24 protein-coding genes and 1 pseudogene are annotated in these 24,300 nt (G+C 57.6%); 15 read left to right on the top strand and 10 right to left on the bottom strand.

Annotated features, from left to right (window positions below; all coding sequences use genetic code 11):
* Positions 1-141: 141 nt before the first annotated feature.
* Positions 142-693 carry a hypothetical protein gene (locus FFS28_RS12340; protein WP_127463533.1) on the bottom strand — a complete coding sequence of 184 codons (552 nt, stop codon included), beginning with the start codon at positions 691-693 and terminating at the stop codon, positions 142-144.
* 142 nt (positions 694-835) lie between these two features.
* Between FFS28_RS12340 and fosA the strand changes: the two genes are divergently transcribed.
* The gene (gene fosA, locus FFS28_RS12335) at positions 836-1,261 is read left to right on the top strand and encodes a FosA/FosA2 family fosfomycin resistance glutathione transferase (RefSeq protein WP_137849675.1); all 426 of its coding nucleotides are present in this window, start codon (positions 836-838) and stop codon (positions 1,259-1,261) included.
* Here the strand turns inward: fosA and FFS28_RS12330 are convergent.
* Positions 1,247-2,254: a LacI family DNA-binding transcriptional regulator gene (locus FFS28_RS12330; RefSeq protein ID WP_006174176.1), complete on the bottom strand. Its 1,008-nt coding sequence runs from the start codon at positions 2,252-2,254 to the stop codon at positions 1,247-1,249. The two genes, fosA and FFS28_RS12330, sit on opposite strands and share 15 nt — an antisense overlap.
* Positions 2,255-2,439: 185 nt before the next feature.
* On the opposite strand from FFS28_RS12330, the gene FFS28_RS12325 reads away from it, so the two are divergent.
* Together FFS28_RS12325 and FFS28_RS12320 are read left to right on the top strand one after the other, a co-directional pair.
* Positions 2,440-3,528, top strand: coding sequence for a cellulase family glycosylhydrolase (locus tag FFS28_RS12325; RefSeq protein WP_137849674.1), 1,089 nt, complete (start codon positions 2,440-2,442; stop codon positions 3,526-3,528).
* 49 nt (positions 3,529-3,577) lie between these two features.
* Positions 3,578-4,978, top strand: coding sequence for an MFS transporter (locus tag FFS28_RS12320; protein ID WP_137849673.1), 1,401 nt, complete (start codon positions 3,578-3,580; stop codon positions 4,976-4,978).
* A 27-nt stretch (positions 4,979-5,005) separates the two neighbouring features.
* On the opposite strand, the gene FFS28_RS12315 is transcribed toward FFS28_RS12320, so the two are convergent.
* Positions 5,006-5,392 (bottom strand): VOC family protein, encoded by a 387-nt coding sequence (locus tag FFS28_RS12315; RefSeq protein WP_137849672.1) that lies wholly within the window; start codon positions 5,390-5,392, stop codon positions 5,006-5,008.
* A gap of 85 nt (positions 5,393-5,477) precedes the next feature.
* Here FFS28_RS12315 and FFS28_RS12310 point away from each other — a divergent pair.
* A pseudogene (locus FFS28_RS12310) lies at positions 5,478-6,083 on the top strand (ATP-dependent Clp protease proteolytic subunit); the annotation flags it as partial.
* A 148-nt stretch (positions 6,084-6,231) separates the two neighbouring features.
* The gene (locus FFS28_RS12305) at positions 6,232-7,353 is read left to right on the top strand and encodes a ribosomal protein uL16 3-hydroxylase (protein ID WP_137849671.1); all 1,122 of its coding nucleotides are present in this window, start codon (positions 6,232-6,234) and stop codon (positions 7,351-7,353) included.
* 38 nt (positions 7,354-7,391) lie between these two features.
* Here FFS28_RS12305 and FFS28_RS12300 read toward each other — a convergent pair whose 3' ends face one another.
* Positions 7,392-7,577, bottom strand: coding sequence for a hypothetical protein (locus tag FFS28_RS12300; protein WP_006174165.1), 186 nt, complete (start codon positions 7,575-7,577; stop codon positions 7,392-7,394).
* A gap of 229 nt (positions 7,578-7,806) precedes the next feature.
* Here FFS28_RS12300 and FFS28_RS12295 point away from each other — a divergent pair, with 229 nt between their 5' ends.
* The 3 genes from FFS28_RS12295 (at position 7,807) to foxA (ending at position 11,363) form a co-directional block, all read left to right on the top strand.
* Positions 7,807-8,040: a DUF2171 domain-containing protein gene (locus FFS28_RS12295; protein WP_006174163.1), complete on the top strand. Its 234-nt coding sequence runs from the start codon at positions 7,807-7,809 to the stop codon at positions 8,038-8,040.
* Positions 8,041-8,179: 139 nt separating this feature from the next.
* On the top strand, positions 8,180-9,133 hold the full coding sequence (locus tag FFS28_RS12290; RefSeq protein ID WP_137849670.1) for a helix-turn-helix transcriptional regulator: 954 nt from the start codon (positions 8,180-8,182) through the stop codon (positions 9,131-9,133).
* A 121-nt stretch (positions 9,134-9,254) separates the two neighbouring features.
* Complete coding sequence (gene foxA, locus FFS28_RS12285) at positions 9,255-11,363, top strand: ferrioxamine B receptor FoxA (RefSeq protein WP_137849669.1); 2,109 nt, start codon at positions 9,255-9,257, stop codon at positions 11,361-11,363.
* A gap of 78 nt (positions 11,364-11,441) precedes the next feature.
* On the opposite strand, the gene FFS28_RS12280 is transcribed toward foxA, so the two are convergent.
* Entirely contained in the window at positions 11,442-12,857 is a 1,416-nt protein-coding gene (locus FFS28_RS12280; protein WP_137849668.1) for an aminotransferase-like domain-containing protein, read from the bottom strand.
* Positions 12,858-13,033: 176 nt separating this feature from the next.
* Between FFS28_RS12280 and FFS28_RS12275 the strand changes: the two genes are divergently transcribed.
* Entirely contained in the window at positions 13,034-13,195 is a 162-nt protein-coding gene (locus FFS28_RS12275) for a DUF1127 domain-containing protein (protein ID WP_058609595.1), read from the top strand.
* An 84-nt stretch (positions 13,196-13,279) separates the two neighbouring features.
* On the opposite strand, the gene pdxR is transcribed toward FFS28_RS12275, so the two are convergent.
* Positions 13,280-14,668, bottom strand: a complete 1,389-nt coding sequence (gene pdxR / locus FFS28_RS12270; protein WP_137849667.1) for a MocR-like pyridoxine biosynthesis transcription factor PdxR — start codon at positions 14,666-14,668, stop codon at positions 13,280-13,282.
* 101 nt (positions 14,669-14,769) lie between these two features.
* Here pdxR and FFS28_RS12265 point away from each other — a divergent pair, with 101 nt between their 5' ends.
* Positions 14,770-15,249: a carboxymuconolactone decarboxylase family protein gene (locus FFS28_RS12265; RefSeq protein ID WP_006174154.1), complete on the top strand. Its 480-nt coding sequence runs from the start codon at positions 14,770-14,772 to the stop codon at positions 15,247-15,249.
* On the opposite strand, the gene FFS28_RS12260 is transcribed toward FFS28_RS12265, so the two are convergent.
* Entirely contained in the window at positions 15,236-16,138 is a 903-nt protein-coding gene (locus FFS28_RS12260; protein ID WP_137849666.1) for a LysR family transcriptional regulator, read from the bottom strand. The genes FFS28_RS12265 and FFS28_RS12260 overlap by 14 nt on opposite strands.
* 100 nt (positions 16,139-16,238) lie before the next feature.
* On the opposite strand from FFS28_RS12260, the gene FFS28_RS12255 reads away from it, so the two are divergent.
* The gene (locus FFS28_RS12255; RefSeq protein ID WP_137849665.1) at positions 16,239-17,654 is read left to right on the top strand and encodes an aldehyde dehydrogenase family protein; all 1,416 of its coding nucleotides are present in this window, start codon (positions 16,239-16,241) and stop codon (positions 17,652-17,654) included.
* A 52-nt stretch (positions 17,655-17,706) separates the two neighbouring features.
* Here FFS28_RS12255 and FFS28_RS12250 read toward each other — a convergent pair whose 3' ends face one another.
* Both FFS28_RS12250 and FFS28_RS12245 read right to left on the bottom strand, forming a co-directional pair.
* Complete coding sequence (locus FFS28_RS12250; protein ID WP_137849664.1) at positions 17,707-18,228, bottom strand: GNAT family N-acetyltransferase; 522 nt, start codon at positions 18,226-18,228, stop codon at positions 17,707-17,709.
* A 3-nt stretch (positions 18,229-18,231) separates the two neighbouring features.
* Entirely contained in the window at positions 18,232-18,501 is a 270-nt protein-coding gene (locus FFS28_RS12245; RefSeq protein ID WP_006174147.1) for a type II toxin-antitoxin system TacA family antitoxin, read from the bottom strand.
* Positions 18,502-18,842: 341 nt separating this feature from the next.
* Between FFS28_RS12245 and FFS28_RS12240 the strand changes: the two genes are divergently transcribed.
* The 3 genes from FFS28_RS12240 to FFS28_RS12230 are packed head-to-tail and all read left to right on the top strand — an operon-like array spanning position 18,843 to position 21,443.
* Entirely contained in the window at positions 18,843-19,313 is a 471-nt protein-coding gene (locus FFS28_RS12240) for a MarR family winged helix-turn-helix transcriptional regulator (protein WP_058609602.1), read from the top strand.
* The gene (locus FFS28_RS12235; protein ID WP_137849663.1) at positions 19,310-20,377 is read left to right on the top strand and encodes an HlyD family secretion protein; all 1,068 of its coding nucleotides are present in this window, start codon (positions 19,310-19,312) and stop codon (positions 20,375-20,377) included. The genes FFS28_RS12240 and FFS28_RS12235 overlap by 4 nt, the downstream gene beginning before the upstream one ends.
* Positions 20,367-21,443 carry a DUF2955 domain-containing protein gene (locus FFS28_RS12230; protein WP_006174141.1) on the top strand — a complete coding sequence of 359 codons (1,077 nt, stop codon included), beginning with the start codon at positions 20,367-20,369 and terminating at the stop codon, positions 21,441-21,443. The genes FFS28_RS12235 and FFS28_RS12230 overlap by 11 nt, the downstream gene beginning before the upstream one ends.
* Here FFS28_RS12230 and FFS28_RS12225 read toward each other — a convergent pair.
* Positions 21,413-22,711 carry a DUF445 domain-containing protein gene (locus FFS28_RS12225; RefSeq protein ID WP_137849662.1) on the bottom strand — a complete coding sequence of 433 codons (1,299 nt, stop codon included), beginning with the start codon at positions 22,709-22,711 and terminating at the stop codon, positions 21,413-21,415. The two genes, FFS28_RS12230 and FFS28_RS12225, sit on opposite strands and share 31 nt — an antisense overlap.
* Positions 22,712-22,883: 172 nt before the next feature.
* Between FFS28_RS12225 and FFS28_RS12220 the strand changes: the two genes are divergently transcribed.
* On the top strand, positions 22,884-24,254 hold the full coding sequence (locus FFS28_RS12220) for an NAD-dependent succinate-semialdehyde dehydrogenase (RefSeq protein ID WP_088208803.1): 1,371 nt from the start codon (positions 22,884-22,886) through the stop codon (positions 24,252-24,254).
* Positions 24,255-24,300 lie beyond the last annotated feature (46 nt).

Below are 24,300 nucleotides of genomic sequence, written 5' to 3'. Positions count from 1 at the left end.
CTGAAATAGGGAAAACAACTCCGTGCCGCCTTTAAGAAGGCAGCCACCAGCGGTTTACGGTATGTACGGAAGAAAGAGTGTTCATCTTGCTAACCTATCACGGTTATGCAGAAGGTTGAACCGCTTTTATGTTTTTTATAACTATTTCAAAATTAGCACTACCAAAACTCCTGCTAACATAAACGTAATTAAACCCAGGAAAAAACGGATTTCATTCAGCCTGTTACGTTGTTTTGTTACATCAGTCTTTAACCCTAAAATGTGTTTAAGCACTAAGGCGCTGTGCTCATCCTTGTCCCTGGGTAAAACATCTACTGCCGGGATATTTTCTGCATGGTTGGCCAGTATTCCTCCGCCAGCGCCAGCACAAGCGAGGATTGCCAAATTTTTGAAAATTTCCATGCTGTTTCTGAAATCGTCGGTCATGATGTCTGCATAGCTATGATTGAATAAATCAGGAATGCCGATACTTAAAAATATTCCTACGAAAATAAGCGATATACCTTTCATTCTGCGATCGAGGCGGGTACTTTCCAGTATCGATAAAAAGCCAATAGACAGTCCAGCCAGCAAAAATAGCCACGCGGTATTCAGACTGGTGTAACGAACGATGCCGCACCCTGTTATACAGAGAAGGATGGCTAAAATTAGAAAGAAAAGATTGTTGGTCCAAAAGGATGATTTTGTTTTCATTTTGTGTTGGTAATGTGGAGTAAAGACGAACCACTATATGAGAACGCCTCTTTTTTTGCTGCTGTCATTTTTGGGGGGATATCTATAGTTGGATAGATATTAACTTTGCCTCAAGGCCTACCCATCAATAAGAAGGTTTTCAGTGCTGCAATCACTCAACCACCTGACCCTCGCGGTCAGCGACCTGCAAAAAAGCGTCACCTTCTGGCACGAACTGCTGGGGCTGACGCTGCACGCCCGCTGGAATACCGGGGCCTATCTCACCTGCGGCGACCTGTGGGTCTGCCTGTCATACGACGAGGCGCGCCGGTATGTGCCACCGCAGGAGAGCGACTATACCCACTACGCGTTTACCGTGGCGGAGGCGGATTTTGAACCGCTCTCACGCAGGCTGGAACAGGCAGGCGTCACCGTCTGGAAGCAGAACAAAAGCGAGGGGGCGTCGTTCTATTTTCTCGACCCGGATGGGCACAAGCTGGAATTACACGTGGGCAACCTCGCCGCGCGGCTGGCGGCGTGTCGCGAGAAGCCCTATGCGGGCATGGTCTTTACCTCAGACGAGGCTTGATGCCCGCACCTTCAGTCGGCCCGCCAGCGTCACGTGCGTGGCGGCATCTTCCTGATTGCACAGGTACTCCACCGCCAGCCGACCCAGTTCGCTGTAGGGCAGTTGAATACTGGTCAGCGGCGGGGTGAGCTGCTCGGAGATCTTCTGGTCGTCGTAACCCGCCAGCAGCATATCCTGCGGGAGACGAACGCCGTTCACCGCCAGCGCCTGATAGCAGCCGATCGCCAGCCAGTCGCTGGCGCAGAAGATGGCGTCCGGGCGTTCGGCCATCTCAAGCAGGGAGGCGGTGGCGGTAAAAGACTCGCTGAACTGCCAGTTGGTCTGGCGCACCAGGCTCTCGTCACATGTTAAACCGGCCTGCTGTAAGGCGGCCTGGTAGCCTGCCAGACGCTGGCGCGAGGCCTCCATCCAGCTCTCGCCGGTGATGTGGGCGATGCGCGTCGCGCCGCAGGCGATGAGGTGTTTCGTCACCTGGAAAGCGTTGGCGAAGTCGTCCGGGACAAAGGAGGGCAGCAGCGGCGAGCCGGGGTCGCGCTGGTTGAGCAGCACCAGCGGAATGCGGGTACAGTCCTGAAACGCGGTCATGTCCACCAGCGTGGTGACGGGGGAGGCGAGGATAATCCCGATGCAGTTGCGCTTCTCCAGCTGGCGGATGATGTTCAGGGCCAGCTCAATGTCATCCCCGTAATCGTACACCGTGAGCAGCGCTTCGTTGCGCCACGCGGCTTCCCGCGCCTGGCTAATGGCGTCGATAAAGGGATCGTAGCTTTGCAGCGAGCTCACCAGCAGGGCGATCTCTTCCTGGTTGCGCGGGGCGTGGACGGCGGGAAGACGGTCGTAGCCCAGGTCGGTGGCAATGCCGATCACCCGCTGGCGGGTTTCGTCGCTGAGCTTGATGTTGCGCGACTGGCTAAGCACCAGTGATACCGTCGCCTGCGACACCCCCGCCGCCCGCGCAATGTCGTTCATCGTCACTTTTGTCTTTCGCTTCATTCGTCCTCTCCCTCTCGCGAATTCGCATCATACCTTAACCGTCCGCTTCCGCGCCGCCGATCACGTTTCTTCTTCAACGAAGCGTGAACTTTGTGAGAAGCATCGCTTTTCTCATCACCGCGATTTGCTCATTTATCCCACAGCTAATATTTATTAGCTAAACATTATCAGTGTGAGGATACGCAATGAAAGAGCAATGGAGCAAGGACCAGGCGCAGGCGTGGTATCAGCAGCAAGGTTGGCTGTGCGGGTTTAACTACCTGCCCTCCACGGCGGTGAACTGGACCGATATCTGGCAGCAAGAGACCTTCGATGCCGACACGATCGACCGCGAACTGGGCTGGGCGGCCGATGCGGGGTACAACACCCTTCGCATCAATCTGCCGTTTATTGTCTGGGAGCACGATCGCGACGGCCTGATGGCACGTATCGACCGTTTTCTGACGATTGCCGATAACCGTGGGTTCAGCACCATGCTGACCCTGATGGACGACTGCGGATTCTCCGGCGATGAACCGTACCTCGGCCCGCAAAAGCCGCCCGTGCCGGGCAAGCATAACAGCCAGGCGGCGGCGAGCCCGGGGCGCGATAAAGTGTGCGATCGCGACTGCTGGCCGCAGATTGAGCGCTATATCCGCGACGTTGTTCGCCAGTTCCGCGACGACAAGCGCGTGCTGCTGTGGGATCTGTATAACGAGCCGGGCAACCGCGGCATATTCGCCACGGGCACGGAAGAGGTGCTGTACGACGAGAAGCTGGAAACCTGCGCGCACGAGTTGATGAAGCTGGCGTTCAGGTGGGTACGTGAAGAAGACCCGACCCAGCCGCTCACCGTCTGCGCGTGGCGGCTGCCGGCGGAAGAGGAGGGCGAGACGTTCTACCAGCATCCGCTGGACCAGACCGCGCTGGAACTGTCGGACGTGGTGAGCTACCACGCCTATACCAATACCGGGCGCATGACGGCGATTATCCAGCAGCTGCAGGCGCTGGGCCGCCCGATCTTCTGCACCGAATGGCTGGCGCGCCACGTCGGCGGCACCATTGAAGAGCAGCTGCCGCTGATGTACATAGCGAAGGTCGCGCCGTACCAGTGGGGCCTGGTGCGCGGAAAAACCCAGACCTGGCTGCCGTGGCCGGTGGTGATGAAAGAGTCCACGGACTACTGCCGCCTGTGGTTCCACGATGTGTTCGAGGAGAACGGCATCCCGTTCTCGCGCGCGGAAATCGCGCTGATGCAGAAGCTGCGTAAAATCGCCCCGAACGTGCAGGGCTAATAATAACGACCCGGCGGTCCACCGCCGGGCAACAGGCAGGCATATGACGATGGCAATGACAATGAAAATACCGTCTCGCGAGTTATGGTCTTACTTTGGTTATGGTTTAGGTCAGTGTTTTAGCTTTGGACTAGTGGGTTCGTTTATTAACTATTTTTACACCGACGTGCTGGGGATCTCGGCGCTGGCGGCGAGCACCATCTTCCTGATTGCCCGTGCGTGGGATGCGGTTCACGACCCGCTGTTTGCCAGCATTATGGACACCATTAACACCCGGTTCGGCAAATTTCGCCACTTTTTGCTGCTGGCACCGTTGCTGATCACCGCGGTTACCCTGCTGGCGTTCTATAAAATCGAAGCGGATATGACCACCAAAATCCTCTACGCCGGGGTGACGTACATCCTGTGGGGGACGCTATATGCCATCTCCGATATCCCGTTCTGGTCCATGTCCTCGGTGATGACCAACGACTCCGGCCAGCGCACCCGTGCGGTGACGGCGGCAATGCTGGGAGTCAACGCCGGGATTGCCTGCGCCAACATCTTCTTCCCGAAGCTGGCGGCGTTCTTCGCCCAGTACAGCAACGATAAAGGCTACTTTATGGCGGCGCTGGTCATGATGCTGGTGGGCCTGCCGCTGATGCTTAACGGCTTTATGCAGATCAAAGAGCGCGTGCCGCCCAGCCCCGAAAAGGTGACGATGCGCGATACGTTCCACAACCTGCGCCAGAATAAGCCGCTGTTTATCGTCCTGCTGTCGTTCTTTTTCTGCGTGTTCCATAACGTGGCCAACGGGATTTACATCTACTTCTTTATCTACAATCTGGGCGACGGCAGCCTGCAAATGGCGATTGGCATCATGGGGATAGTGGCGGCGGTGGTATGCCTGGTCGCCCCGATGCTGACGCGCAGGATGCAGAAGCGAAAGCTGTTTATGATCCTCTGCGGGCTGGACGTGGCGGTACGCGTGGTGATGTGGTTTGCGGGCTATCAGCACACGGCGCTGCTGTTCATCCTGCTCGGCCTGAGCACGCTGTTCGTGATGATGACCAACATCCTCACCTCGTCGATGATTGCCGATACCATCGAGTACGCCGAGTACCACACCCACAAGCGTTGCGCGGCGATCACCTTCTCCGGGCAGACCTTTACCGGCAAGATGTCCGTCGCGGTGGGCGGCGGGTTAATCGGCGTGTTCCTGACGATGATTGGCTATGTGCCGCAGGCGCAAACCCAGAGCGACGGCGTGCTCACGGGGCTGTTCTTCGGTATCTGCCTGCTGCCGGCCATCGGCTCGCTGATCCGGCTGGGCTGCATGTCGCGCTTCACCTTTACCGAGGAGAAGCATGCCGAGATTTGCCGCCTGCTGGCGGAGCGGAACGCGTCTGCGAAAGCGCCGGGAGGCGGCTGCGCCTTACCCGGCCTGCAAAATCAAACCTCACAGGGCTGATAAGCGAAGCGCCAACAGGCTGCGCGTTTATGCCCCGACAAGTTCTATGCGGTTGCCGTCGGGGTCGGCAATCACCGCTTCGTAAAAACCGTCCCCGGTCAGGCGCGGCGCACCGAGCAGGGTGCCGCTTGCCCGCGCCACCGCCGCCATGCTGTCGACGTTCGCTTTGCTGCCAACGTCGATAGCAATATGCGCCCAGCCGATAAACTCCGGGTACGCGGGCGCGTCGGGCAGGTCCGGCAGCGTCATCAGCTCAATCGTGGGGCCGTTATCGAGCATAATAAAATGTGATTCAAACCCCGGACGGTTTTGACTGACATAGCGTTCGTTGCTGCGCCCGCCAAAAACCGTTTCCCAGAACTGAACCTGTGCATCGAGATGACGGGTCCAGAGTGCGACATGCGCAATATGCATAAACTCCCTCCGTGTTTGTGTCTGCGGACTTTAACAGGTAAAACAGGCTACACTCTGGTTTTGAGCGCGACATGCTGAGGAAACAACAATGCACTACACACTGAAAGAAAGCGACAAGGAAAAAGCGGAAGGGTCAAACGGCGCGGGCGCTCTGCAGCAAAAACTGCTGGAGTCCCGCTCCATTGTGATCTCCGGTGAGATCAACCAGGAGCTGGCGCAGAAAGTCATCACCCAGATGATCCTGCTGCAAAGCGTGAGCAACGATCCGATCAAGCTGTATATCAACAGCCAGGGCGGCCACGTCGAAGCGGGTGATACCATCCATGACTTCATCAAGTTTATTCGCCCGGAAGTCCACGTCATCGGTACCGGTTGGGTGGCAAGCGCGGGGATCACCATCTTCCTGGCGGCGAAAAAAGAGCACCGCTACTCGCTGCCGAATACCCGCTTTATGATCCACCAGCCGCTGGGCGGCGTGCGCGGCCAGGCAACGGATATCGAGATTGAAGCGCGCGAGATCATCCGCATGCTGGATCGCGTGAACAAGCTGATCGCCGACGCCACCGGCCAGCCGCTGGAAAAAGTGAAAAAAGATACCGACCGCAACTTCTGGATGTCTCCGGCAGAAGCGTTGGACTACGGCATTGTGGGCAAAATGATTACCCATTACGACGAGCTGAAGCTCGATTAAGCACTCCCGCCGTGTATGTGTCGGGTGGCGGCTTCGCCTTGCCCGACCTACATTCCCAGGCATTTTATCCTCGCTTGACCCACGACAAAGCAGCCTGTCTCGCTCTCTTCCATAATCGCGCGTGTCTACCCTCTCAATGGTGCTACCCATGGCGTATCAACTGAACCTGAACTGGCCGGAATTTCTCGAAAAATACTGGCAGAAACAACCCGTTGTGCTGAAAAATGCCTTCCCGAATTTTGTCGATCCGATTACGCCGGACGAGCTGGCCGGTCTGGCTATGGAGCCGGAGGTGGATAGCCGTCTGGTGAGCCATTCCAACGGTAAATGGCAGGCCAGCAATGGCCCGTTTGAGCATTTCGACGATCTTGGTGAAACCGGCTGGTCCCTGCTGGCGCAGGCGGTAAACCACTGGCATATGCCTGCTGCAGAGCTGGTGCGTCCGTTCCGCGTGCTGCCGGACTGGCGTCTTGATGACCTGATGATCTCCTTCTCTGTGCCGGGCGGCGGCGTGGGTCCGCACATTGACCAGTACGACGTGTTTATCATTCAGGGGATGGGCAGCCGTCGCTGGCGCGTGGGGGACAAGCTGCCGATGCGTCAGTTCTGCCCGCATCCAGCCCTGCTGCACGTCGATCCGTTTGAGCCCATCATTGATGAAGATCTGGCGCCGGGCGATATCCTCTACATTCCGCCTGGATTCCCGCATGACGGTTTCACCCACGAAACCGCGCTGAACTACTCCGTCGGTTTCCGCGGGCCAAACGGTCGCGATCTGATCAGCAGCTTTGCCGATTACGCCCTGGAAAACGATCTTGGCGGCGAGCACTACAGCGATCCGGATCTGACCTGCCGTGAGCATCCGGGCCGCGTTGAGCAGTACGAAATCGATCGCATTCGTCAGATGATGATCGACATGATCGCCAAACCCGATGATTTCACAAAGTGGTTCGGCAGCTTTGTCTCTACGCCGCGTCACGAGCTGGATATCGCTGCGGCGGAGCCACCGTACGCGCCGGAAGAGGTGCTTGATGCCCTGCAGGGCGGAGAAACGCTGTCTCGTCTGAGCGGTCTGCGCGTGCTTAACATCGGCGGACGTTTCTTTATCAACAGCGAGTTGCTGGAAACGGTGGATGCGAAAGGGGCAGATGCGCTGTGCCGCTACACCGAGCTGGGTCAGGCCGAGCTTGGCGAGGCGCTGAATAACCCGGCGTTTGTAGAAGAGCTGACCGACCTGATTAACCAGGGCTACTGGTTCTTCGACGAGTAAAGCAAAGCGGCGTTTAGCCAGGCTAAACGCCGCGTCAGTTAGACCAGCATATTACAGGCTTTCCAGTAGTTCAGGAGCCGTTCATCATCACGCTCTCTTTCCGCTTTGATTTTCATAGCCTGTGCCAGATTTTCTCGTGAAACTTCATGGCCTTTTTGCACGATGTCTAATACCGCTTCACCAAGAGCCAGCGAAATTTCTGCGCGATTATTGTCAATCGTCATTAATACCTCCTCATGGGTTGCGAAAGAGTAATTATAAAAGATGGGTCAATGCGCAGGAATAATTCACATAATTCTTATTCCCCCGCTATTAAGAGTTGCGCGCTTAAGTAGCCCTCAATTTATAGCCTGTCAATGTTGTTTCAAAATGCTAATAAACGCCTGGAAACCCAATTTATGGACTACAGTTAATTCCGTGCAACAGCCAAATAACCGAAACAGGAGAAACAACATGATTAATAAAAGCGAAATTAAGGATCATACTCAGGTTGTAGCCAGCTGCGGAACGCACGTCGGCGTAGTTGACCATCTGGACGGTGAGCGCATCAAGCTCTCGAAAAGCGACCCTGAATCAGGCGGCAAGCACCACTTTATTCCTCTCGGCTGGGTCGATAAGGTTGAGGATAATAAAGTCGTGCTGACCAAAAACCATAAAGAGGTTTTTGCTGAGTGGCAAGAAGCATAAAAACGCTTTGTCGCAGTGAAATATCTATTTTCGCTCCGGCTTCGTCCGGAGCGTAATAGTGTCTGCGGCCCGTGATTGCTGCCATTGCAAATGAATGGTACTGTTTTGCCTGTCCTTTCCCCGATGCAGGCACCGAATTATGCTCCAGAGTGAAAATAGATCAGCGAAGCGCATTTTTTTTGTTGAGGATTTTCAGCTATTCGGCGAGCGCTACGGCATCGATTATCGTTTCCCGCAGTTAAACAATGCGCATAACAGCGGCAGCCCCGTGTTGCAGGGGAATGTGGAAGAGATGACGCTTTCGTCCGGCATTTCTCTCACCCATTCCGATGTGCGTGTATTACAGCCCTATGAAACCACCTCTCGCCACAGCAGCCCGCTCTATATGCTGGTAGTGCTGGAAGGGTGCGTAACGCTCACGATCAATGGCATCGACTACACCGTTCGCCCCGGCATGGCATTCAGCTCAAGGCTGAGTGAAGAGCAGGTGATGTGCGCGCGTCACGAAGCCGACAGCTCGTTGAAAACGCTTTCGTTTGGCGTGTACCCGCACGATGCGGGACGTGACGCCCTGCTTGAGTCGCTGCTTGTGGAATGGCACAGCCTGAATGCACCTACCTTTGTCTGGCATGTTCCTGAGTACGTTATGTCAGGCATTCAACATGCGCAGCAGCACGGGGGAAGCTCGCTCTCACGCAAGCTGCTACTGGAAGGGCTGATGTATCAGTTGCTGGGTCATGGCCTGAGCCACCGCCAGCAGCCTGGCCCGAGCCGGCCTGAGCATGCGCGCCTGGAACGCGTGCGGAGTTTGCTGGAACAGTCTCCTGAACGCGATCATACGCTGGCGCAGCTGGCAGCCCTTGCCGCCATGAGCCCAAGCAGCCTGCGCAGCAAGTTCCGTCAGCGCTACGGCTGCACGCTCTTCGACTACCTGCGCGACTGCCGCCTTGCGCTGGCGCGTCGGTATCTGCTGGAAGGCCACAGCGTGCAGCAGGCGGCGTGGATGTGCGGGTATCAACATGCCACCAACTTCGCCACCGCCTTTCGTCGTCATTACGGAATTTCACCGGGTAACGTGCGTAAACTCCGCTAACGTAATTTAACCCATCGCGCGAACGTATTCCGTGCGCTTTAGCATCGCGCATACATAACCTGGCGGCGCGCATAGCCGTTTGCTCTCTCAAAAAGGTAATAATTCTTATTAACAATAAGAAATATCTCTGGAGAGAGTTATGTTTGCTAAATCGCGTCTGGCACTGCTGGTGGGATGGGTTACCGGTAGCGTCGCTTTTCCGTTACTGGCGCAGGATGCGCAAAAAACAGATACCGTGGTGGTCACGTCGCAGATGCAGTCTGCGGCCACCAAGCTTGAAACGCCGGATATTGAAACCCCGCAGTCGGTCTCTATCGTCACCCGCGAGCAGTTCGAAGAGCAGGGCGCGACCAGCGTGCGTCAGGCCGTAAGCTACACGCCGGGGGTGTACAGCAACCAGATTGGTGCATCAAACCGCTTCGACTACATCGTACTGCGCGGCTTCTCGGACGGCAGCCTGGATAACGTCTACCTCGATGGCCTGAAGATGATGGGAGACACCAACTCCCACAGCTCGCTGGTGGTTGACCCGTGGTTCCTGGACAATATCGAAGTCGTTCGCGGCCCGGCCTCCGTGCTCTATGGCCGTTCATCGCCGGGCGGAATCGTTGCGCTCACGTCCCGTAAGCCGTCGTTCGATCCGGGCGGGGAGATCAAGCTCTTCGCCGGGAACAACAATCAGCGTGGGGCGATGTTCGACGTCACCGGCCCGGTTGATGATAACGATCGCGTGGCGGTGCGACTCAGCGGGATGACCCGCTACGCCGATTCCCAGTTTGATCCCCTGAAGGAAGAGCGTTATGCGCTGATGCCGAGCCTGACCTGGCGCATCACCGACAACACCCGTCTGGAGCTGATGGCCTACCTGCACCGGGATCCTGAAGGCGGTAGCCACTCCGGCCTGCCGTATGACGGCACCGTTGTACCGCACAGCGGTAAGAAAATATCTAATACCTTCTATGAAGGTGAAGACGATTACGACAAGTACGATCGTCGGGAAAATATGGTCGGCTATAACGTTGAGCACATGTTTGAGAGCGGCTGGTCCGTGCGCCAGAAGCTGCGCTACCTGCACACCAACGTGGAGCTGAACCAGGTGTATGCCGCAGGCTGGCTGAACGACACCGAGTTGAACCGCGGCTATTCCGGCTCCGACGAGAAGATGAACGCCATCACCCTGGATAACCAGGTTGACGGCAGCTTCGATACCTGGGCGGTGAACCACCGCGTGCTGATCGGTATGGACTATCAGGACCGCACCAACAACGTGACCGGATATTACGGCGGCTTCCCGCCGATTGACGCTTTCCACCCGGTCTACGGCGCGAAGCCGGACTACATCACCCAGTACAGCAAGGAAAAGCACAAGCTGCGCCAGACCGGCTATTACCTGCAGGATCAGATGTCCGTTGACCGCTGGCGCCTGACGCTGGGCGGGCGTTATGACCAGGTGAGCGTGTCGAACGTCGACAACTTCAACCACACCCGCAGCGACCTGGATAAGAACAACTTCAGCAGCCGCGCGGCGCTGCTGTATCTGTTTGATAACGGCGTCGCGCCGTACGTGAGCTACTCCACCGCCTTTACGCCGACCAGCTTTGCCGACGAACAGGGCAACATTCTTGATCCCATGAAGGGCAAGCAGTGGGAAGCGGGGGTGAAGTATGAGCCGGAGGGGATGAACAGCCAGTTCAGCGCCTCGGTGTTCCGTATTAACCAGAAGAACATTGCCACCAAAGAGGAGCCGACCGATCCGTACCGTTCCATCGGTGAAATCGAGTCCGAAGGCGTTGAGCTGGAGGCGATCGGTCAGCTGACCGACAGCCTGCGCATGCAGGCGGCCTATACCTATACCGATATCCGCTACAAGAAGAGTAGCCCGGAAGAGGAGGGCAAGCGCGCCGTCTATGCCCCGCGTAACATGGCCAGCGCCTGGCTGAGCTACGACGTGAAAACCGGTCCGCTCGATGGCCTGACCGTGGGTTCCGGCGTGCGCTATGTCAACGGGATCACCAGCGATCGCCAGAATACCCATACGCTGCCGTCGTACACGCTGGTGGATATGGTGGTGGGGTATGATCTGTCGAAAGTCGGGCTCACGGGCGTAAGCGCGCAGCTCAACGTCAATAACCTGACGGACAAGAGCTACGTGGCGGCGTGTAATTCTCTCTCTTACTGCTACTTCGGGGCAGAACGCAGCATTGTGGGCAGCGTTTCATGGAGGTTCTGAGCCGCTGATTTTGCCCGGTGGCGGCTTCGCCTTACCGGGCCTACGCGATCCCGTAGGCCCGGTAAGCACAGCGCCGCACTACTCCTCCATGGCGATCACAATTGCCTCGCCCATTTTCTTCAGCGCATCGCGATTTTTCTCGGTCGCAGGCAACGCCACGTTGATCCGCAGGCAGTTGCGATACTTGCCGGACGCCGAAAACAGCGACCCGGCCGCCGCCTGAATTTTTAGTCTGCACAGCTGCTTACTCACACACACCATGTCCACTTTCTCCGGCAGTTCCACCCACAGCAGGAAACTTCCCTGAGGGCGCGTCACGCAAATCTCCGCCGGAAAATACTGGCGCACCCAGCAGGTGTAGGTTTCCATATTTTGCTGGTAAATCTGGCGCATACGCCGCACGTGGCGATGATAATGCCCCTCGCGGATAAACGCCGCCACTGCCATCTGGGTACCCGGCACGTTAAAACCGCCCGCGGCATATTTCATGTGCATGACCCGGTCGTAATAGCGCCCCGGCACAATCCAGCCGACGCGCAGCCCGGGCGCGACGGTTTTGGTAAAGGAACTGCACAAGATCACACGCCCATCAATGTCCATGGAGTGGATGGTACGTGGCCGCGGGTATTCCGCCGCCAGCTCGCCGTAGATGTCGTCCTCGACGATGACGATATCGTGCCGCTGAGCCAGCGTCAGCACCTGTTTCTTACGCGCCTCCGGCATGATAAATCCAAGTGGGTTATTGCAGTTCGGCACGAGGATCACCGCTTTAATCGGCCACTGCTCCAGCGCCAGCTCTAACGCCTCAACGCTGATGCCCGTCTCGGGATCGGTCGGAATTTCAATCGCCTTGATATCAAACCCACGCAGCATCTGCATGGTGCCGTGAAACGACGGTGACTCCACCGCCACGATATCGCCCGGCTTGCACACCGACAGCAGGGCGATGGAGAGCGCCCCGTGGCAGCCGTTGGTGATCACAATTTCGTTCGCCGCCACGGTCGAACCGCCGTCCAGCATCAGGCGCGCTATCTGCTCGCGCAACTCCAGTCGCCCGTCGAGCACGTCATAGCTCAGCATCTCCCCCGGATTATGCTGCGCAATGCGGCTCATCTCGCGCCACAGCGGTTTCAGGCTCGGCTGGGTGATGTCCGGCGAACCGCCGCCAAAGGAGATCATCTCTTTGTCGGCGCGGGCATCCAGCAGCATCATCACCTCATCCCACTGGGTGACGTCAACCGGGCGCTGCACCGGGCGCGTCATTGCAGGGACCGGCGGCTGGGCTTTGCGCGGCGAGACAAAATAGCCGGAGCGCGGTTGAGGGGTGATGAGCTGGAGGTTTTCAAGGATTTGATAGGCCTGCTGTATGGTACTGATGCTCACGCCGTGCTCCTGGCTCAGCGCACGTACCGAGGGCAGACGTTCACCGCTACGATACAGCCCTTGTTGAATGCGTTCTGCCAGGAGATTGGCGAGATGTTGGTAACGGGTCATGCTGTATCCTCAGTGTTCACCATACAGATAATAAAACCAGTACAGATTGCCGCAAAAAACGCCATGCAGATACCGTTCTAACGGATCTGTATGTTAAAGAAAAGGTGTTTTTGAGTCTGTATTGTTAATAGCGATCTCCACGATGATATCTCCACTGGCACAGCGAGGAGAGCATCATGGAATTCTTTGAGAATCGTTCGAAACGTCCGTTTATCCTGTTTATCTGGATCGGTAAAACGCTTTGCAACTGGTATCGCATCAACCGTACCCGCCGCATTCTGAGTCAGATGAGTGACGAGCAGCTCAAAGACGTTGGGCTGTCACGGCATGACGTGTGAGGCATCTCTCACCCGGTGGCGCTACGCTTACCGGGCCTGCTCGAACATGTAGGCCGGGTCAGGCGCAGCCGCCACCCGGCGATTTCAGCTCAACAGCGCAAGCGTCTGCCGTTTCGGCCTTTCCAGTAAATCCAGCGCCTCCTGATACGTCCGCACGTTGTTATAGCCCATCACCAGCCCGTAACGTTTGCCCGACCCGCGATACCACTCGGAGAGCGCATTGACCTGCAGCCGCTGTTCCTGCCAGCAGCGCGCGATCTCCCGGTCGCAGCTTCCCTTCGTCAGAAACGCCACAATATGCATCCCGCCGTCGTTTTGCTCGGTGAAAAACCGGTCGCCATACACTTCACGCAGGGCGGCAATCATCCACTCCCGGCGGGTCTGGTACAGCGTACGCATTTTCTTGAGATGCCGGAAAAAATGCCCCTCGTTCAGAAACGCGGTGAGGATCTTTTGCGTCAGCACGGGCTGGCCGCTGGTGACGATGTCTGCGCAGTCGGTAAAGGCGTCGACGGTGCTGGCGGGCATCACAAGGTAGCCCATGCGCAGGGAGGGCATAATGGTTTTGCTGAAGGTTCCCATAAAGATCACACGGTCGTGATGGTCGAGGCTTTTCAGCGAGGGCAGTACCTTGCGGGTGTAGTGAAATTCGCCGTCGTAATCGTCCTCAATGATCCAGGCTTCGTTCTGGCTCGCCCAGTCCAGCAGCTGCTGTTTGCGCGGCAGAGAGAGGGTTACCGCCAGCGGGCTTTGATGCGAGGGCGTAACGAGGGCAAAGCGCGCATCGCGATGGTTACGCAGCAGGTAATCGATATCCATGCCCGCGCGGTCGACCGGCACGGTGTGCAGGCGCGGCACTATGCGCTTGAGCAGTTGCTGTCCCATAAAATAGCCGGGATCTTCAAACACCACTTTGTCGCTGCGGCTGGCAAGGGTATCGAGGATCAGGCGCAGGCTGCCGCTGTAGCCGCTGGTGATCAGCACCTGTTCCGGCATGCAGGCCAGCCCGCGCGAGATATTCAGATAGCGGGCAATGGCCTCACGCAGCGGATACCAGCCCAGCACGGGCGGGCTGAGCATCTCCTCCTGACGCATCGAGCGCGTCGCCTGGCCCGACAGCAGCAGCCATTTTTTATAGGGAAAACTGTCCAGAGAGGGGATGCCGGGGCGCAGAAAACCGGCGCGCTCGCGCTGGCTAATCAGCGATTCCGGCAGCGTGCCGGTGGTCTGTTCGGCAGGCGCATTTTTAGCGGGGAGCAGAAGATCCGGATTCACTTTCGTGCCGCGCGCGCCCTGGCTCACCAGATAGCCTTCGCCGATGAGAATGGCGTAGGCCGTTTCGACGGTTTTGCGCGCCACCTTCATCTCTTCGGCCAGCACGCGGATGGCGGGGACCTTATCGCCGGGTTTAAGTACGCCGCGCGTGATGTTGTCGCGATAGCGGGTATAGATATCGTGATAGCCCGGCTTCATGTCCTACCTCGTTTTACAGGTTTTGTACCTTTTTACTATGTCATGTTGCGGATACATTTACCTCACCGCATGACCTGTCCCGCACAAAATGAGGAAAGACAATGAGCACCCGCGTAAACCACCACAAAGCAACACCTGCCCTCGCCAACGCCCTGTCCGCCCTGAGCATGGAAGTGGCGAAAACCTCCATCGACCCGGCGCTCAAGCACCTGATCGACATTCGCGTGTCGCAGCTTAACGGCTGTACTTTCTGCCTGGATATGCACTCGAAAGAGGCCAAAATCGCCGGCGAGCGCGAGCTGCGCCTGTACCATCTGGCGGCGTGGCGTGAGTCTCCATTGTTCAGCGCCCGCGAGAAAGCGGCGCTGGCCTTCACCGAAGCGTTAACGCAGCCTGGCGTGCATGGCGTGAGCGACGCGCTGTACCGCAGCGTGGCCGAGCATTTCTCAGACGTGGAGATTTCAGAGCTGAACTTCGCCATCGTGGCGATCAACGCCTGGAACCGTCTGGGTATCACCTCCCGCATGGAGCCAGGCTCGCTGGATGTGGCCTACGGGTTGAATAAAGCTAACCTGGAATAACCCCGCGCTCGCGGATTATCGCCACCAGCGCCCGTAACCCTGGCGGGACGTGGCGATGACCAGGATAGTAAAGGCGCAGCCCGGCAAACGGCTGCGTCCAGTCGTTTAAAACGCTCACCAGTTCCCCGCTTTTTAGCTCATCCTGAATATAGAGTTCCGGTAAAAAGCCGACGCCAAGCCCGGCTTTTACCGCCGCGATCGACGCAAAAAGATCCGACGTCGCAAAGCGCGGCGGCACCGCCAGAGTGCAGGTCTCACCGCGACGTGCCAGCTCCCAGCGGTAGATCCCCCCGTGGGACATACGCATGCCAATCCCCTGATGTTGCAGAAGATCGTCCGGCGTTTGGGGGATCCCGTGCTGCGCGAAATAGCCCGGCGTGGCGGTAACGAGCTGGCGGATATCGGCCGTCAGCGGCACGGCGATCATGTCCTGCGGCACGGACTCCTGGAGGCGGATCCCGGCGTCATAGCCTTCGGCGACGATGTCGATCATTCGCGCTTCGCTCACCGTCTCCACCCGCATCTTCGGGTAGCGGATCATAAAGTCGATCAGCAACCGATCCAGAAACAGCGTGCCGATATGGTTCGGTACGTTCAGGCGCAGCGTGCCGGCAGGTTCTCCGGTATCGCTGTGGATCTCCTCGCTGGCCTGGCGAATTTCCTGCAATGCCGGGCCAATGCGCGCCACATAGCGCTGCCCGACGTCGGTAAGCGCCACGCTGCGGGTGGTGCGGTTAAAGAGGCGGGTATCAAGACGGCTCTCCAGCCCGGCGACGGCGTTACTCACCGCCGTGGCGGACATCCCCAACTCCTGCGCCGCGCCGCGAAAGCTGCCGCGGCGCACGACGGCCATAACCACTTCCAGCTCGGTCAAACCTGAACGATGCATAGATTATCCTGAAAATCGAAACAACCCTTGCAGCATAGCGTGGATTATCGCAACGGCGTAGTCGTGCCAGACTGTGTTCATCCAGCCTGAGGAGGTTTATATGCACAACATCGAACAGATTTTTATCAACGGTGAGTTTGTTACCCCGCACGGTACCGAGCGTTTTGATTTGTACAATCCCGCCACGGCGCGGGTTATCGGCCAGGTGCGTCTGGCGGATGAGGTCGATGGCGAACGCGCCATTGCAGCTGCCAAAGCTGCTTTTCCGGCGTGGTCGCAAACGTCCAAAGCGGAACGCATCGCGGCGCTAAAACGGATGCATGCCGCCGTAGTGGCCCGTCATGACGAACTGCTTGAGGCCGTTATTGAGGAGTATGGCGCACCCGCGTCGCGCTCGGCGTGGATGGCCAGCTATCCGGCGGAGGTCATCGCCCAGGCCATTGCGGCGCTGGAGGCGTTCGAATTTACCTCTGCCGCGGGCGCCGCGACGGTACAGATGGTGCCGCTTGGCGTGGCGGGGCTTATCACGCCGTGGAACAGCGATGCTGGCTTTATCTGCGGCAAACTGGCCGTTGCGCTGGCGGCAGGCTGTACGGCGGTGATCAAGCCGAGCGAAATGAGCGCGCTGCAAACCCGGGTCATCACCGAGGCGCTGGCTGATGCCGCCCTGCCGCCGGGGGTGTTTAACATCGTCACCGGGCGCGGCGACAGGGTCGGTGAAACCCTCAGCCGCCATCCCGATGTGGCAAAAATCTCGTTTACCGGTTCGACGGCGACAGGTAAGGCGATCCTGCGTAACGCCGCAGAAAGCTTTAAGCGCGTCACCCTGGAGTTAGGCGGCAAATCCCCGACGATCCTGCTGGAGGATGTCGATCTTACCAACGCGATCCCGCTGGTGGTGCAGGCCGGGTTTATGAACAGCGGACAGGCCTGCGTGGCGGGCACGCGCATTCTGGTGCCCCAGTCGCGCAAAGCGGAAATCGAAACCGCGCTGGCCGAAGCGGTGGCGGCGGTGAAATCCGGCGATCCGCGCGATAACGCCACGGAAATCGGCCCGATGGTCAGCGAAAAGCAGTGGCAGCGGGTGCAGAGCTATATCCGTAAAGGCATCGACGAGGGGGCACGCCTGCTGGCGGGCGGTGAAGGTCGCCCGGAAGGTACGCAGGACGGCTGGTTTGTGCGACCGACGCTGTTTGCGGACGTGAATAATCAGATGGCGATTGCCCGTGACGAGATTTTCGGCCCGGTGCTGTGCGTCATCCCTTATCGCGATGAGGCAGAGGCCGTCGCCATTGCTAACGATACCGACTATGGCCTGAGCGCGATGGTGCTGGGCGGCGATGTGGCGCGTGCGCACCGCGTGGCACAGCAGATCGTTTCCGGTCGGGTGCTGGTAAACACCCTTGCCCATGAACCGAAAGCACCGTTCGGTGGGTTCAAACACTCAGGTGTTGGGCGCGAGATGGGCAAGTGGGGAATTCGCGCGTTTATGGAACCCAGGTCGGTTGTGGGCTAAACCCTGCCCGGTGGCGCAGCCGCCCCGCTTGCCGGGGCGTTACGTGCCGGGTTCACTCTTCAAACAGGCTTTCAAAAGTTTTCGTCGGTAAGAAGAGCGTGAATTCATTCTCGGCCAGAAGCGGTATGAACCCCAGTTTGAGGTAAAAATTTCTGGCTTTATCGTTCAGCGCTTCAACAAATAGACCATGAATGTCGACGGCAAAGGAGGCCAAATAGACGGTCTTCATAGCATGGGTGACAAGTAACTCACCAAAACCTTGCCCCTGAATGCGTTTATCAATAGCCAGACGCCCTAAGGTTACGCTCGGCACATTTTTATAAGGAATGCGCTTCTGCTGGGTTTTAGAGGGCAGGTAAGCCTTTTCAAAGCAACTCCCGGAGAGCGTGTAATACCCCAGTATTTGCGGGTTTTCCTCGCGGGTCGTGAGCACGTAGGCACGCAAAAACTTTTCGCGATGCTGGCGTTTAAGGTGTTCCGCAAGGAAGGTGTTAAGGCTTACTTCTCCGCAATCGAACTGGCTCAGGTCGTACTCAACGTCTTCTGAAAAAATCCCTATCTTCACATCGTTCACGTATTACTCCATATCCTGGAGACGCTTCGCCGCGCGTTTCAGGCGGTCATTTGGTGCCGGCGGGTTGCTGATGGCCTCCATTACCGTATTCCAGGAGGCTTCATTAAGGATCATGCGACGGTGTCGATCGATAACTTCCGCAGCGCGTTCAGAAGCCGTGCTGACCATGAACTGTGAAATTGACTGGTTGGTCATTGCTGCAGCTTCTTCGATCAGGCTTTTATCGTCTTCGCTTAACCTCAGATCGATGCGCTGTTTCTTCAGTGCTGTCATGATGTGCTTCTCAATTGTTTTTCAGCTTCATTTGAATTGTACGGTGTTAATCCGTACATTTATGATAGGTGTGCCTTCAACATAATTCAATGAGAAATTCAGCGTAGCGCCCTCCGGCACAACACTTCGCTCTTTACCGAGTGGTGGTAACGGCTTCGGGAAACGTTGCCATTAAGAGACTGTTTAGCCGTTAATAAAAGCCCGGTGGCGCTGCGCTTACCGGGCCTGTGGGTATGTCACCTCTGGTAGTGCCTTTCGCAATTCCTGCTCTTTTGCCCATCGTTTCTTGATACTTACCCTGATAACTATTATCCTGAGTGCGTACTACGAGAGGACTCCCCATGAGTGAAGACGAACTGTTTAGCCGCCGGCCAATGGGCATGCGGATGGCGATGGTCGTGCGCCAGTGGCGTGCGGTGATCGACGATGCCATTCTCGATACCGGGTTAACCCAGTCGAGCTGGACGGTGATGATGCAACTGCAACAGCTTGGGGATAACGTCTCGGTAAGCGAACTGGCGGAGGTGCAGGGTATCGAACTGCCGCCGCTGATGCGCACCCTGACACAACTGGAAAAGCAGGGCTACCTGCTGCGCACCGTATCGCCTTACGACAAGCGTATCCGGCTGCTAACGCTGACGCCCGAAGGGAAGAGCGTTCTTGAAACGCTGACTCAGGTTATTGAGAACTTTCAGGCTCGCGTCTCGCACAATATCGCGCCGGAACATATCGCCATTTTCAGCGCCACGTTGAATCAAATCGCCTGCAATTTGCGGACTATCCGCGAAGAAGATAACAAGACCGAAAAATAATGACTCCTGAACAAAAGTTTGCCCGCTGGGTAAGGGTAAGTATTGCCTCTTTCCTGCTGATGTTTGTCTACTTTATCGTCGCGGATATCTGGATCCCGCTGACGCCGGACTCCACCGTGATGCGCGTGGTGACGCCGGTCTCTGCGCGCGTCTCCGGCTACGTCGCGGCGGTACACGTGCACAACAACAGCCAGGTTAAAAAAGGCGACCTGCTGTTTGAGCTGGACGACACGCCGTTTCGTAACAAAGTGGAAGCGGCGCAAATCGCGCTGGAGCAGGCCCGCCTGTCCAACGAACAGCTCGATGCGCAGATCGCTGCCGCCCAGGCCAGCCTGAAAACTGCGGTGCTGACCGCGCGTAACGACAAAGTGACGTTTGACCGCTATCAGAAGCTGAGCGCGCTGCAGAACGTCTCGCAGTCTGCCCTCGACAAGGTGCGCACTGCCTGGCAGAGCAGCGAGCAGTCCGTCAGTTCGCTTCAGGCCAACATCCGTAACCTGCGCATTCAGCGCGGCGAGCGCGATGAACACCGTAACGTGACGCTGCAAAAATACCGCAACGCGCTGGACGATGCCGAGCTGAACCTCGGCTGGACGAAGGTCTATGCCGAAGCGGATGGCACGGTGAGTAACCTGCAGCTCAGCCCCGGATTTTATGCCTCCTCCGGCTCTGCCGCGCTGGCGCTGGTGAACAACCAGACCGATATCGTGGCCGATTTCCGCGAGAAGAGCCTGCGCCATACCCATCAGGGAACCGACGCCGCCGTGGTGTTCGACGCCTTTCCGGGGCAGGTTTTCCGCGCCCACGTGACCAGCAGCGATGCCGGGATCCTCGCCGGGCAGGAAGCGGTAAACGGCGAGCTGTCCCAGCCGGAGACCTCTAACCGCTGGGTACGTGACGCCCAGCGTATGCGCATCCACGTGGCGCTGGATGAAGCGCTGCCGAAGCACCTGCCGACCGGCGCCCGTGCCACGGTGCAGCTGTACAACAGCGAAGGGCCATTCGCGCGCTTCTTCTCCGGGATGCAGATCCACCTGGTGAGCCTGCTGCACTATGTCTATTAACACCCTGGCGAGGGTCTTTACCCCGCACGGCAATATCGTTTACACGGCCAACGACTTTCGCCAGACCCTGCGCATCGTCTTTGCCGGGATGATTGCCCTCAGCGTGTCGAGCTTCTACAACACCAGCTACGGCGTGTTCTTCGTGGTCTACCCGATTATGCTGCTGTCGCTGGTACCGGTGTTCAACCGCCACGTGGCAAAGCAGTTTGTCTTTAGCGCCGCGCTGAACTGCGTTGAAATGGTGATTATCATCGGCTTTTTGTCGCAGTGGCCGGTGATCATGACGCTGGTGGTCTTTGCCCTGTACGTGATGCGCTTTCGCTTTATGAGCAAGGGGCCGCTGTTTCTGTTCGGCTCCATGGGCGTGGTGTGCCAGAGCGTGATGCTCAACTTTATGAGCTACCCGACGACCAACTGGCACACGCTGTTATTCTCCAATATCGAAGCGAGCGTGATGGCGGTGTGCCTGAGTGCGCTGATGAACTACCTGCTGCCGGACGTCGAACCCCGCAAGCCGCCGCCGCTGATTGAGAAAGATGATGCCCGGGTGCGCCACGAGTCGTTGCTTTCCGGGACGGTCGCCACGCTGATCTTTGTGGTGTTCCAGATAAGCGACCTGAGCGATTCGCTCTCGGCGCTGATGGCGGGTGTGCTGATCCTGTTCCCGATGCACTATCGCGGCGCGGTGATGAGCTCGGTCTGGCGCGTGGTCGGCGTGGTGCTGGGCTGCCTGTATATCCTGGTGGTGCAGCTTATCCTCTACGATCACAGCAGCCACATGCTGCTGATGATGCCGTTGATTGGCCTCGGGCTGGCGTTTGGCGCGCGGCTGCACGTCATGGAGAAGGTGGGGGCGGGCGTCGGCTTTGCCAGCATCACCACCATCGGCATTATGTTCGGGCAGAACATGCACCCGGACAGCGACCTGGTGTTCAGCGATTTATACCGCATCACGTCGGTCACCTTCGCGCTGGTGACCACGCTGACGCTGGTCTTTCTGGTGCACCGGGTCCTGAACTGTTTTGCTCCGACGCGCTACGTTATCGCGCCGCCGAAAGCAGAGTAGTGCGCAAGCAGGCTGGGCAACTGCGAGAGTAAAAACAGGATCAGCCCAATCGTCCCGCCTACCAGCGTGCCGTTGACGCGGATAAACTGCAGGTCTTTGCCGATGTTCAGTTCAATCTGGCGCGACATATCTTTGGCGTCCCAGCTTTTCACCGTGTCGCTGATATGGCGCGTGAGGAACGCGGCGAAGTCCGGCGCGACGCGGTGCGCGGCCTGCTCCAGATGCTCGTTCAGCGACGCGCGCAGGCTGGCATCGGCGTTCAGCGTTTCGCCAAACCACAGCCCGGCGTTGGCGATGCGCTGCTTCACGCGGGAATCTTCGCTGTGCATATCCGCTTTCAGCCATTCGCGCAGGTCGGCCCACATCTCGCCCAGATAGCGGTTAAACGCCTCGTCATTCTTCAGATAATGCTTGATGTTGTCGGCTTTCGCCGCCATGTCCGGATCGTTTTTCAGGTTGTCGATAAACTTGAGCGTGGCGCGGTCAAACGCCTGACGGATCTGGTGCGTGCGGTCGTGGCTGATGTCATCCAGCAGGGTATTCACCGCGTTCGATACCATCTCCGCGCTCTGGTCGCCCAGCCACTCCGTCGGTAGCACCATCGCTTTGCGCGGATGTTCTGTTTTGAGCCAATGGACAATCTGACTGGCGATGAAGTCCCGCGTGCTTTCCCGCTGAATCAAGGTAATCAGACGGTTGATGATCGCATCCAACAGCACCTGATGGCGGTTGTTTTTGGTCATGCTTTCCAGCATGACGGCGCTGGTTTCAGTGAAATCGACTTTGTCGAGCGCCTTATGTACGGCGCGTTTAAGCAGCCGCTGAATACGCCCGTCATCGGTAAGTTCCAGAAAACCGCTCATGACCTGGATCAGGTGCTGCCCGACGCGCTGGGCGTTGTCCGGTTGACTGAACCAGATGCCAATCATCTGAGCCGGTTCATAGCGGCGGATTAAGTCCACCAGGGATTGCGTATCGAGGAATTTTTCCTGAACAAACTGACCCAGATTTTCGCCGATCCGATCTTTATTGCGCGGAATGATCGCCGTATGGCGCGCGATAAACGGAATGGGCACCCGGCGGAACAGGGCAACCACGGCAAACCAGTCTGCCAGCGCGCCCACCATTGCGGCCTCGGCGATGGCCTTGACGCCGCGCACCCAGAAGATCTGCGGTAGAAACAGCGTGGTAATAAACGCCGCGGCAGCAATCAGCAGCAGCGACAGCGCCAGCAGCTTGGCGCGTTTGAGTTCGGCTAATTTTTCCATGGCTTAAGGATAGAGGGAAGCGGGGGGAAAGTGCAAAATTCCCCACCAGGCGTGGAGGGTTCCGGGTGAGCGCGTCCGGCTAAGAACCTTCCGTATATACCCAACTTTACGTCCACCGCCAGTCATATTGACTACCCTTAATACCCTAAGCGGTAATTAAAGGAGATTCGATATGGCTTACCAGACAGTAAATCCTGCCACCAACCAGCTGGTGAAAGAATACCCCTCCCACACCGATGCGGACGTCGAGGCGGCGCTGAAGGCGGCGGACGCGCTCTATCACTCCGACTGGGCGAAAGGCGATATTGAGCAGCGCCTGCCGGTGCTGCACAAGCTTGCCGACCTGATTGATGCGCGCGTGGAGGAACTGGCTAAAATCGCCAGTCAGGAGATGGGTAAGCTCATCGAACAGAGTCGCGGCGAAGTGAAGCTCTGCGCGCAGATTGCCCGCTATTACGCCGATAACGCGAAGCAGTTTTTAGCGCCTGTAAAATACAAATCGGAACTGGGTGAAGCCTGGGTAGAGCATCACCCCATTGGCGTGCTGATGGCCGTTGAACCCTGGAACTTCCCTTACTACCAGCTGATGCGTGTGCTGGCTCCTAACCTGGCGGCGGGTAACCCGGTGATTGCCAAACACGCGAGTATTGTCCCGCACTGCGCCGAGACCTTTGCGCATCTGGTGCGCGAAGCGGGCGCGCCGGAAGGGGCGTGGACAAACCTGTTTATCTCCTCTGATCAGGTGGCGAAGATTATCGCCGACGAACGCGTGCAGGGCGCAGCGCTGACCGGCTCTGAAAAAGCGGGTAGCGTGGTAGCGGCCCAGGCGGCGAAGCACATCAAAAAATCGACCCTGGAACTGGGCGGTAACGACGTGTTCGTGGTACTCGACGACGCGGATATCGATAAAGCCGTGAAGATTGGCGTCAACGCCCGTCTGAATAACGCGGGCCAGGTCTGTACTGCGGCGAAGCGCTTTATCCTGCATGAAAAAATCGCCGACGCGTTCCTGAGCAAGTTCACCGAGGCGTTTAAGCAGGTGAAGATTGGCGATCCGCTGGATGAAAGCACCACGCTGGGGCCGCTGTCATCCAAAGACGCGCTGGAGACGCTGACCAAACAGGTCGACGAGGCGGTGAAGCATGGCGCGAAGCTGCACTACGGCGGCAAGCCGGTCCAGCGTGAGGGCAGCTTCTTTGAGCCGACCATCCTGACGCATATTTCACGCGAGAACCCGGCATACTTCGAAGAGTTCTTCGGCCCGGTCGCGCAGGTTTATGTGGTGAAAAGCGACGATGAAGCCGTCGCGCTGGCCAACGACTCGCACTACGGACTCGGTGGCGCGGTGTTCAGTCAGGATATCGAGCGTGCGAAGAAAATGGCGTCGCGCATCGAAACCGGGATGGTGTATATCAACTGGCTGACCGACACGGCGGCAGAGTTGCCGTTTGGCGGCGTGAAGCGTTCCGGTTACGGGCGTGAACTGTCGGATTTGGGGATCAAAGAGTTTGTAAACCAGAAGCTGGTGGTGGTACATCAGTAATCGCACCCATAAAAAACCTGCCATGCGGCAGGTTTTTTTTGTTCGC

Origin of the sequence: Enterobacter sp. 2VL (assembly GCF_005503595.1) — a bacterium.
GTDB lineage: Bacteria > Pseudomonadota > Gammaproteobacteria > Enterobacterales > Enterobacteriaceae > Enterobacter > Enterobacter cancerogenus.
This window is presented reverse-complemented; position numbering and strand designations above follow the sequence as displayed.

Coding starts and splice junctions, on each gene's coding strand:
- FFS28_RS12340 (WP_127463533.1), bottom strand. CDS start 693: ATGAAAACAAAATCATCCTTTTGGACCAACAATCTTTTCTTTCTAATT.
- FFS28_RS12330 (WP_006174176.1), bottom strand. CDS start 2,254: ATGAAGCGAAAGACAAAAGTGACGATGAACGACATTGCGCGGGCGGCG.
- FFS28_RS12325 (WP_137849674.1), top strand. CDS start 2,440: ATGAAAGAGCAATGGAGCAAGGACCAGGCGCAGGCGTGGTATCAGCAG.
- FFS28_RS12320 (WP_137849673.1), top strand. CDS start 3,578: ATGGCAATGACAATGAAAATACCGTCTCGCGAGTTATGGTCTTACTTT.
- FFS28_RS12315 (WP_137849672.1), bottom strand. CDS start 5,392: ATGCATATTGCGCATGTCGCACTCTGGACCCGTCATCTCGATGCACAG.
- FFS28_RS12305 (WP_137849671.1), top strand. CDS start 6,232: ATGGCGTATCAACTGAACCTGAACTGGCCGGAATTTCTCGAAAAATAC.
- FFS28_RS12300 (WP_006174165.1), bottom strand. CDS start 7,577: ATGACGATTGACAATAATCGCGCAGAAATTTCGCTGGCTCTTGGTGAA.
- FFS28_RS12295 (WP_006174163.1), top strand. CDS start 7,807: ATGATTAATAAAAGCGAAATTAAGGATCATACTCAGGTTGTAGCCAGC.
- FFS28_RS12290 (WP_137849670.1), top strand. CDS start 8,180: ATGCTCCAGAGTGAAAATAGATCAGCGAAGCGCATTTTTTTTGTTGAG.
- FFS28_RS12280 (WP_137849668.1), bottom strand. CDS start 12,857: ATGACCCGTTACCAACATCTCGCCAATCTCCTGGCAGAACGCATTCAA.
- FFS28_RS12275 (WP_058609595.1), top strand. CDS start 13,034: ATGGAATTCTTTGAGAATCGTTCGAAACGTCCGTTTATCCTGTTTATC.
- pdxR (WP_137849667.1), bottom strand. CDS start 14,668: ATGAAGCCGGGCTATCACGATATCTATACCCGCTATCGCGACAACATC.
- FFS28_RS12265 (WP_006174154.1), top strand. CDS start 14,770: ATGAGCACCCGCGTAAACCACCACAAAGCAACACCTGCCCTCGCCAAC.
- FFS28_RS12260 (WP_137849666.1), bottom strand. CDS start 16,138: ATGCATCGTTCAGGTTTGACCGAGCTGGAAGTGGTTATGGCCGTCGTG.
- FFS28_RS12255 (WP_137849665.1), top strand. CDS start 16,239: ATGCACAACATCGAACAGATTTTTATCAACGGTGAGTTTGTTACCCCG.
- FFS28_RS12245 (WP_006174147.1), bottom strand. CDS start 18,501: ATGACAGCACTGAAGAAACAGCGCATCGATCTGAGGTTAAGCGAAGAC.
- FFS28_RS12240 (WP_058609602.1), top strand. CDS start 18,843: ATGAGTGAAGACGAACTGTTTAGCCGCCGGCCAATGGGCATGCGGATG.
- FFS28_RS12230 (WP_006174141.1), top strand. CDS start 20,367: ATGTCTATTAACACCCTGGCGAGGGTCTTTACCCCGCACGGCAATATC.
- FFS28_RS12225 (WP_137849662.1), bottom strand. CDS start 22,711: ATGGAAAAATTAGCCGAACTCAAACGCGCCAAGCTGCTGGCGCTGTCG.
- FFS28_RS12220 (WP_088208803.1), top strand. CDS start 22,884: ATGGCTTACCAGACAGTAAATCCTGCCACCAACCAGCTGGTGAAAGAA.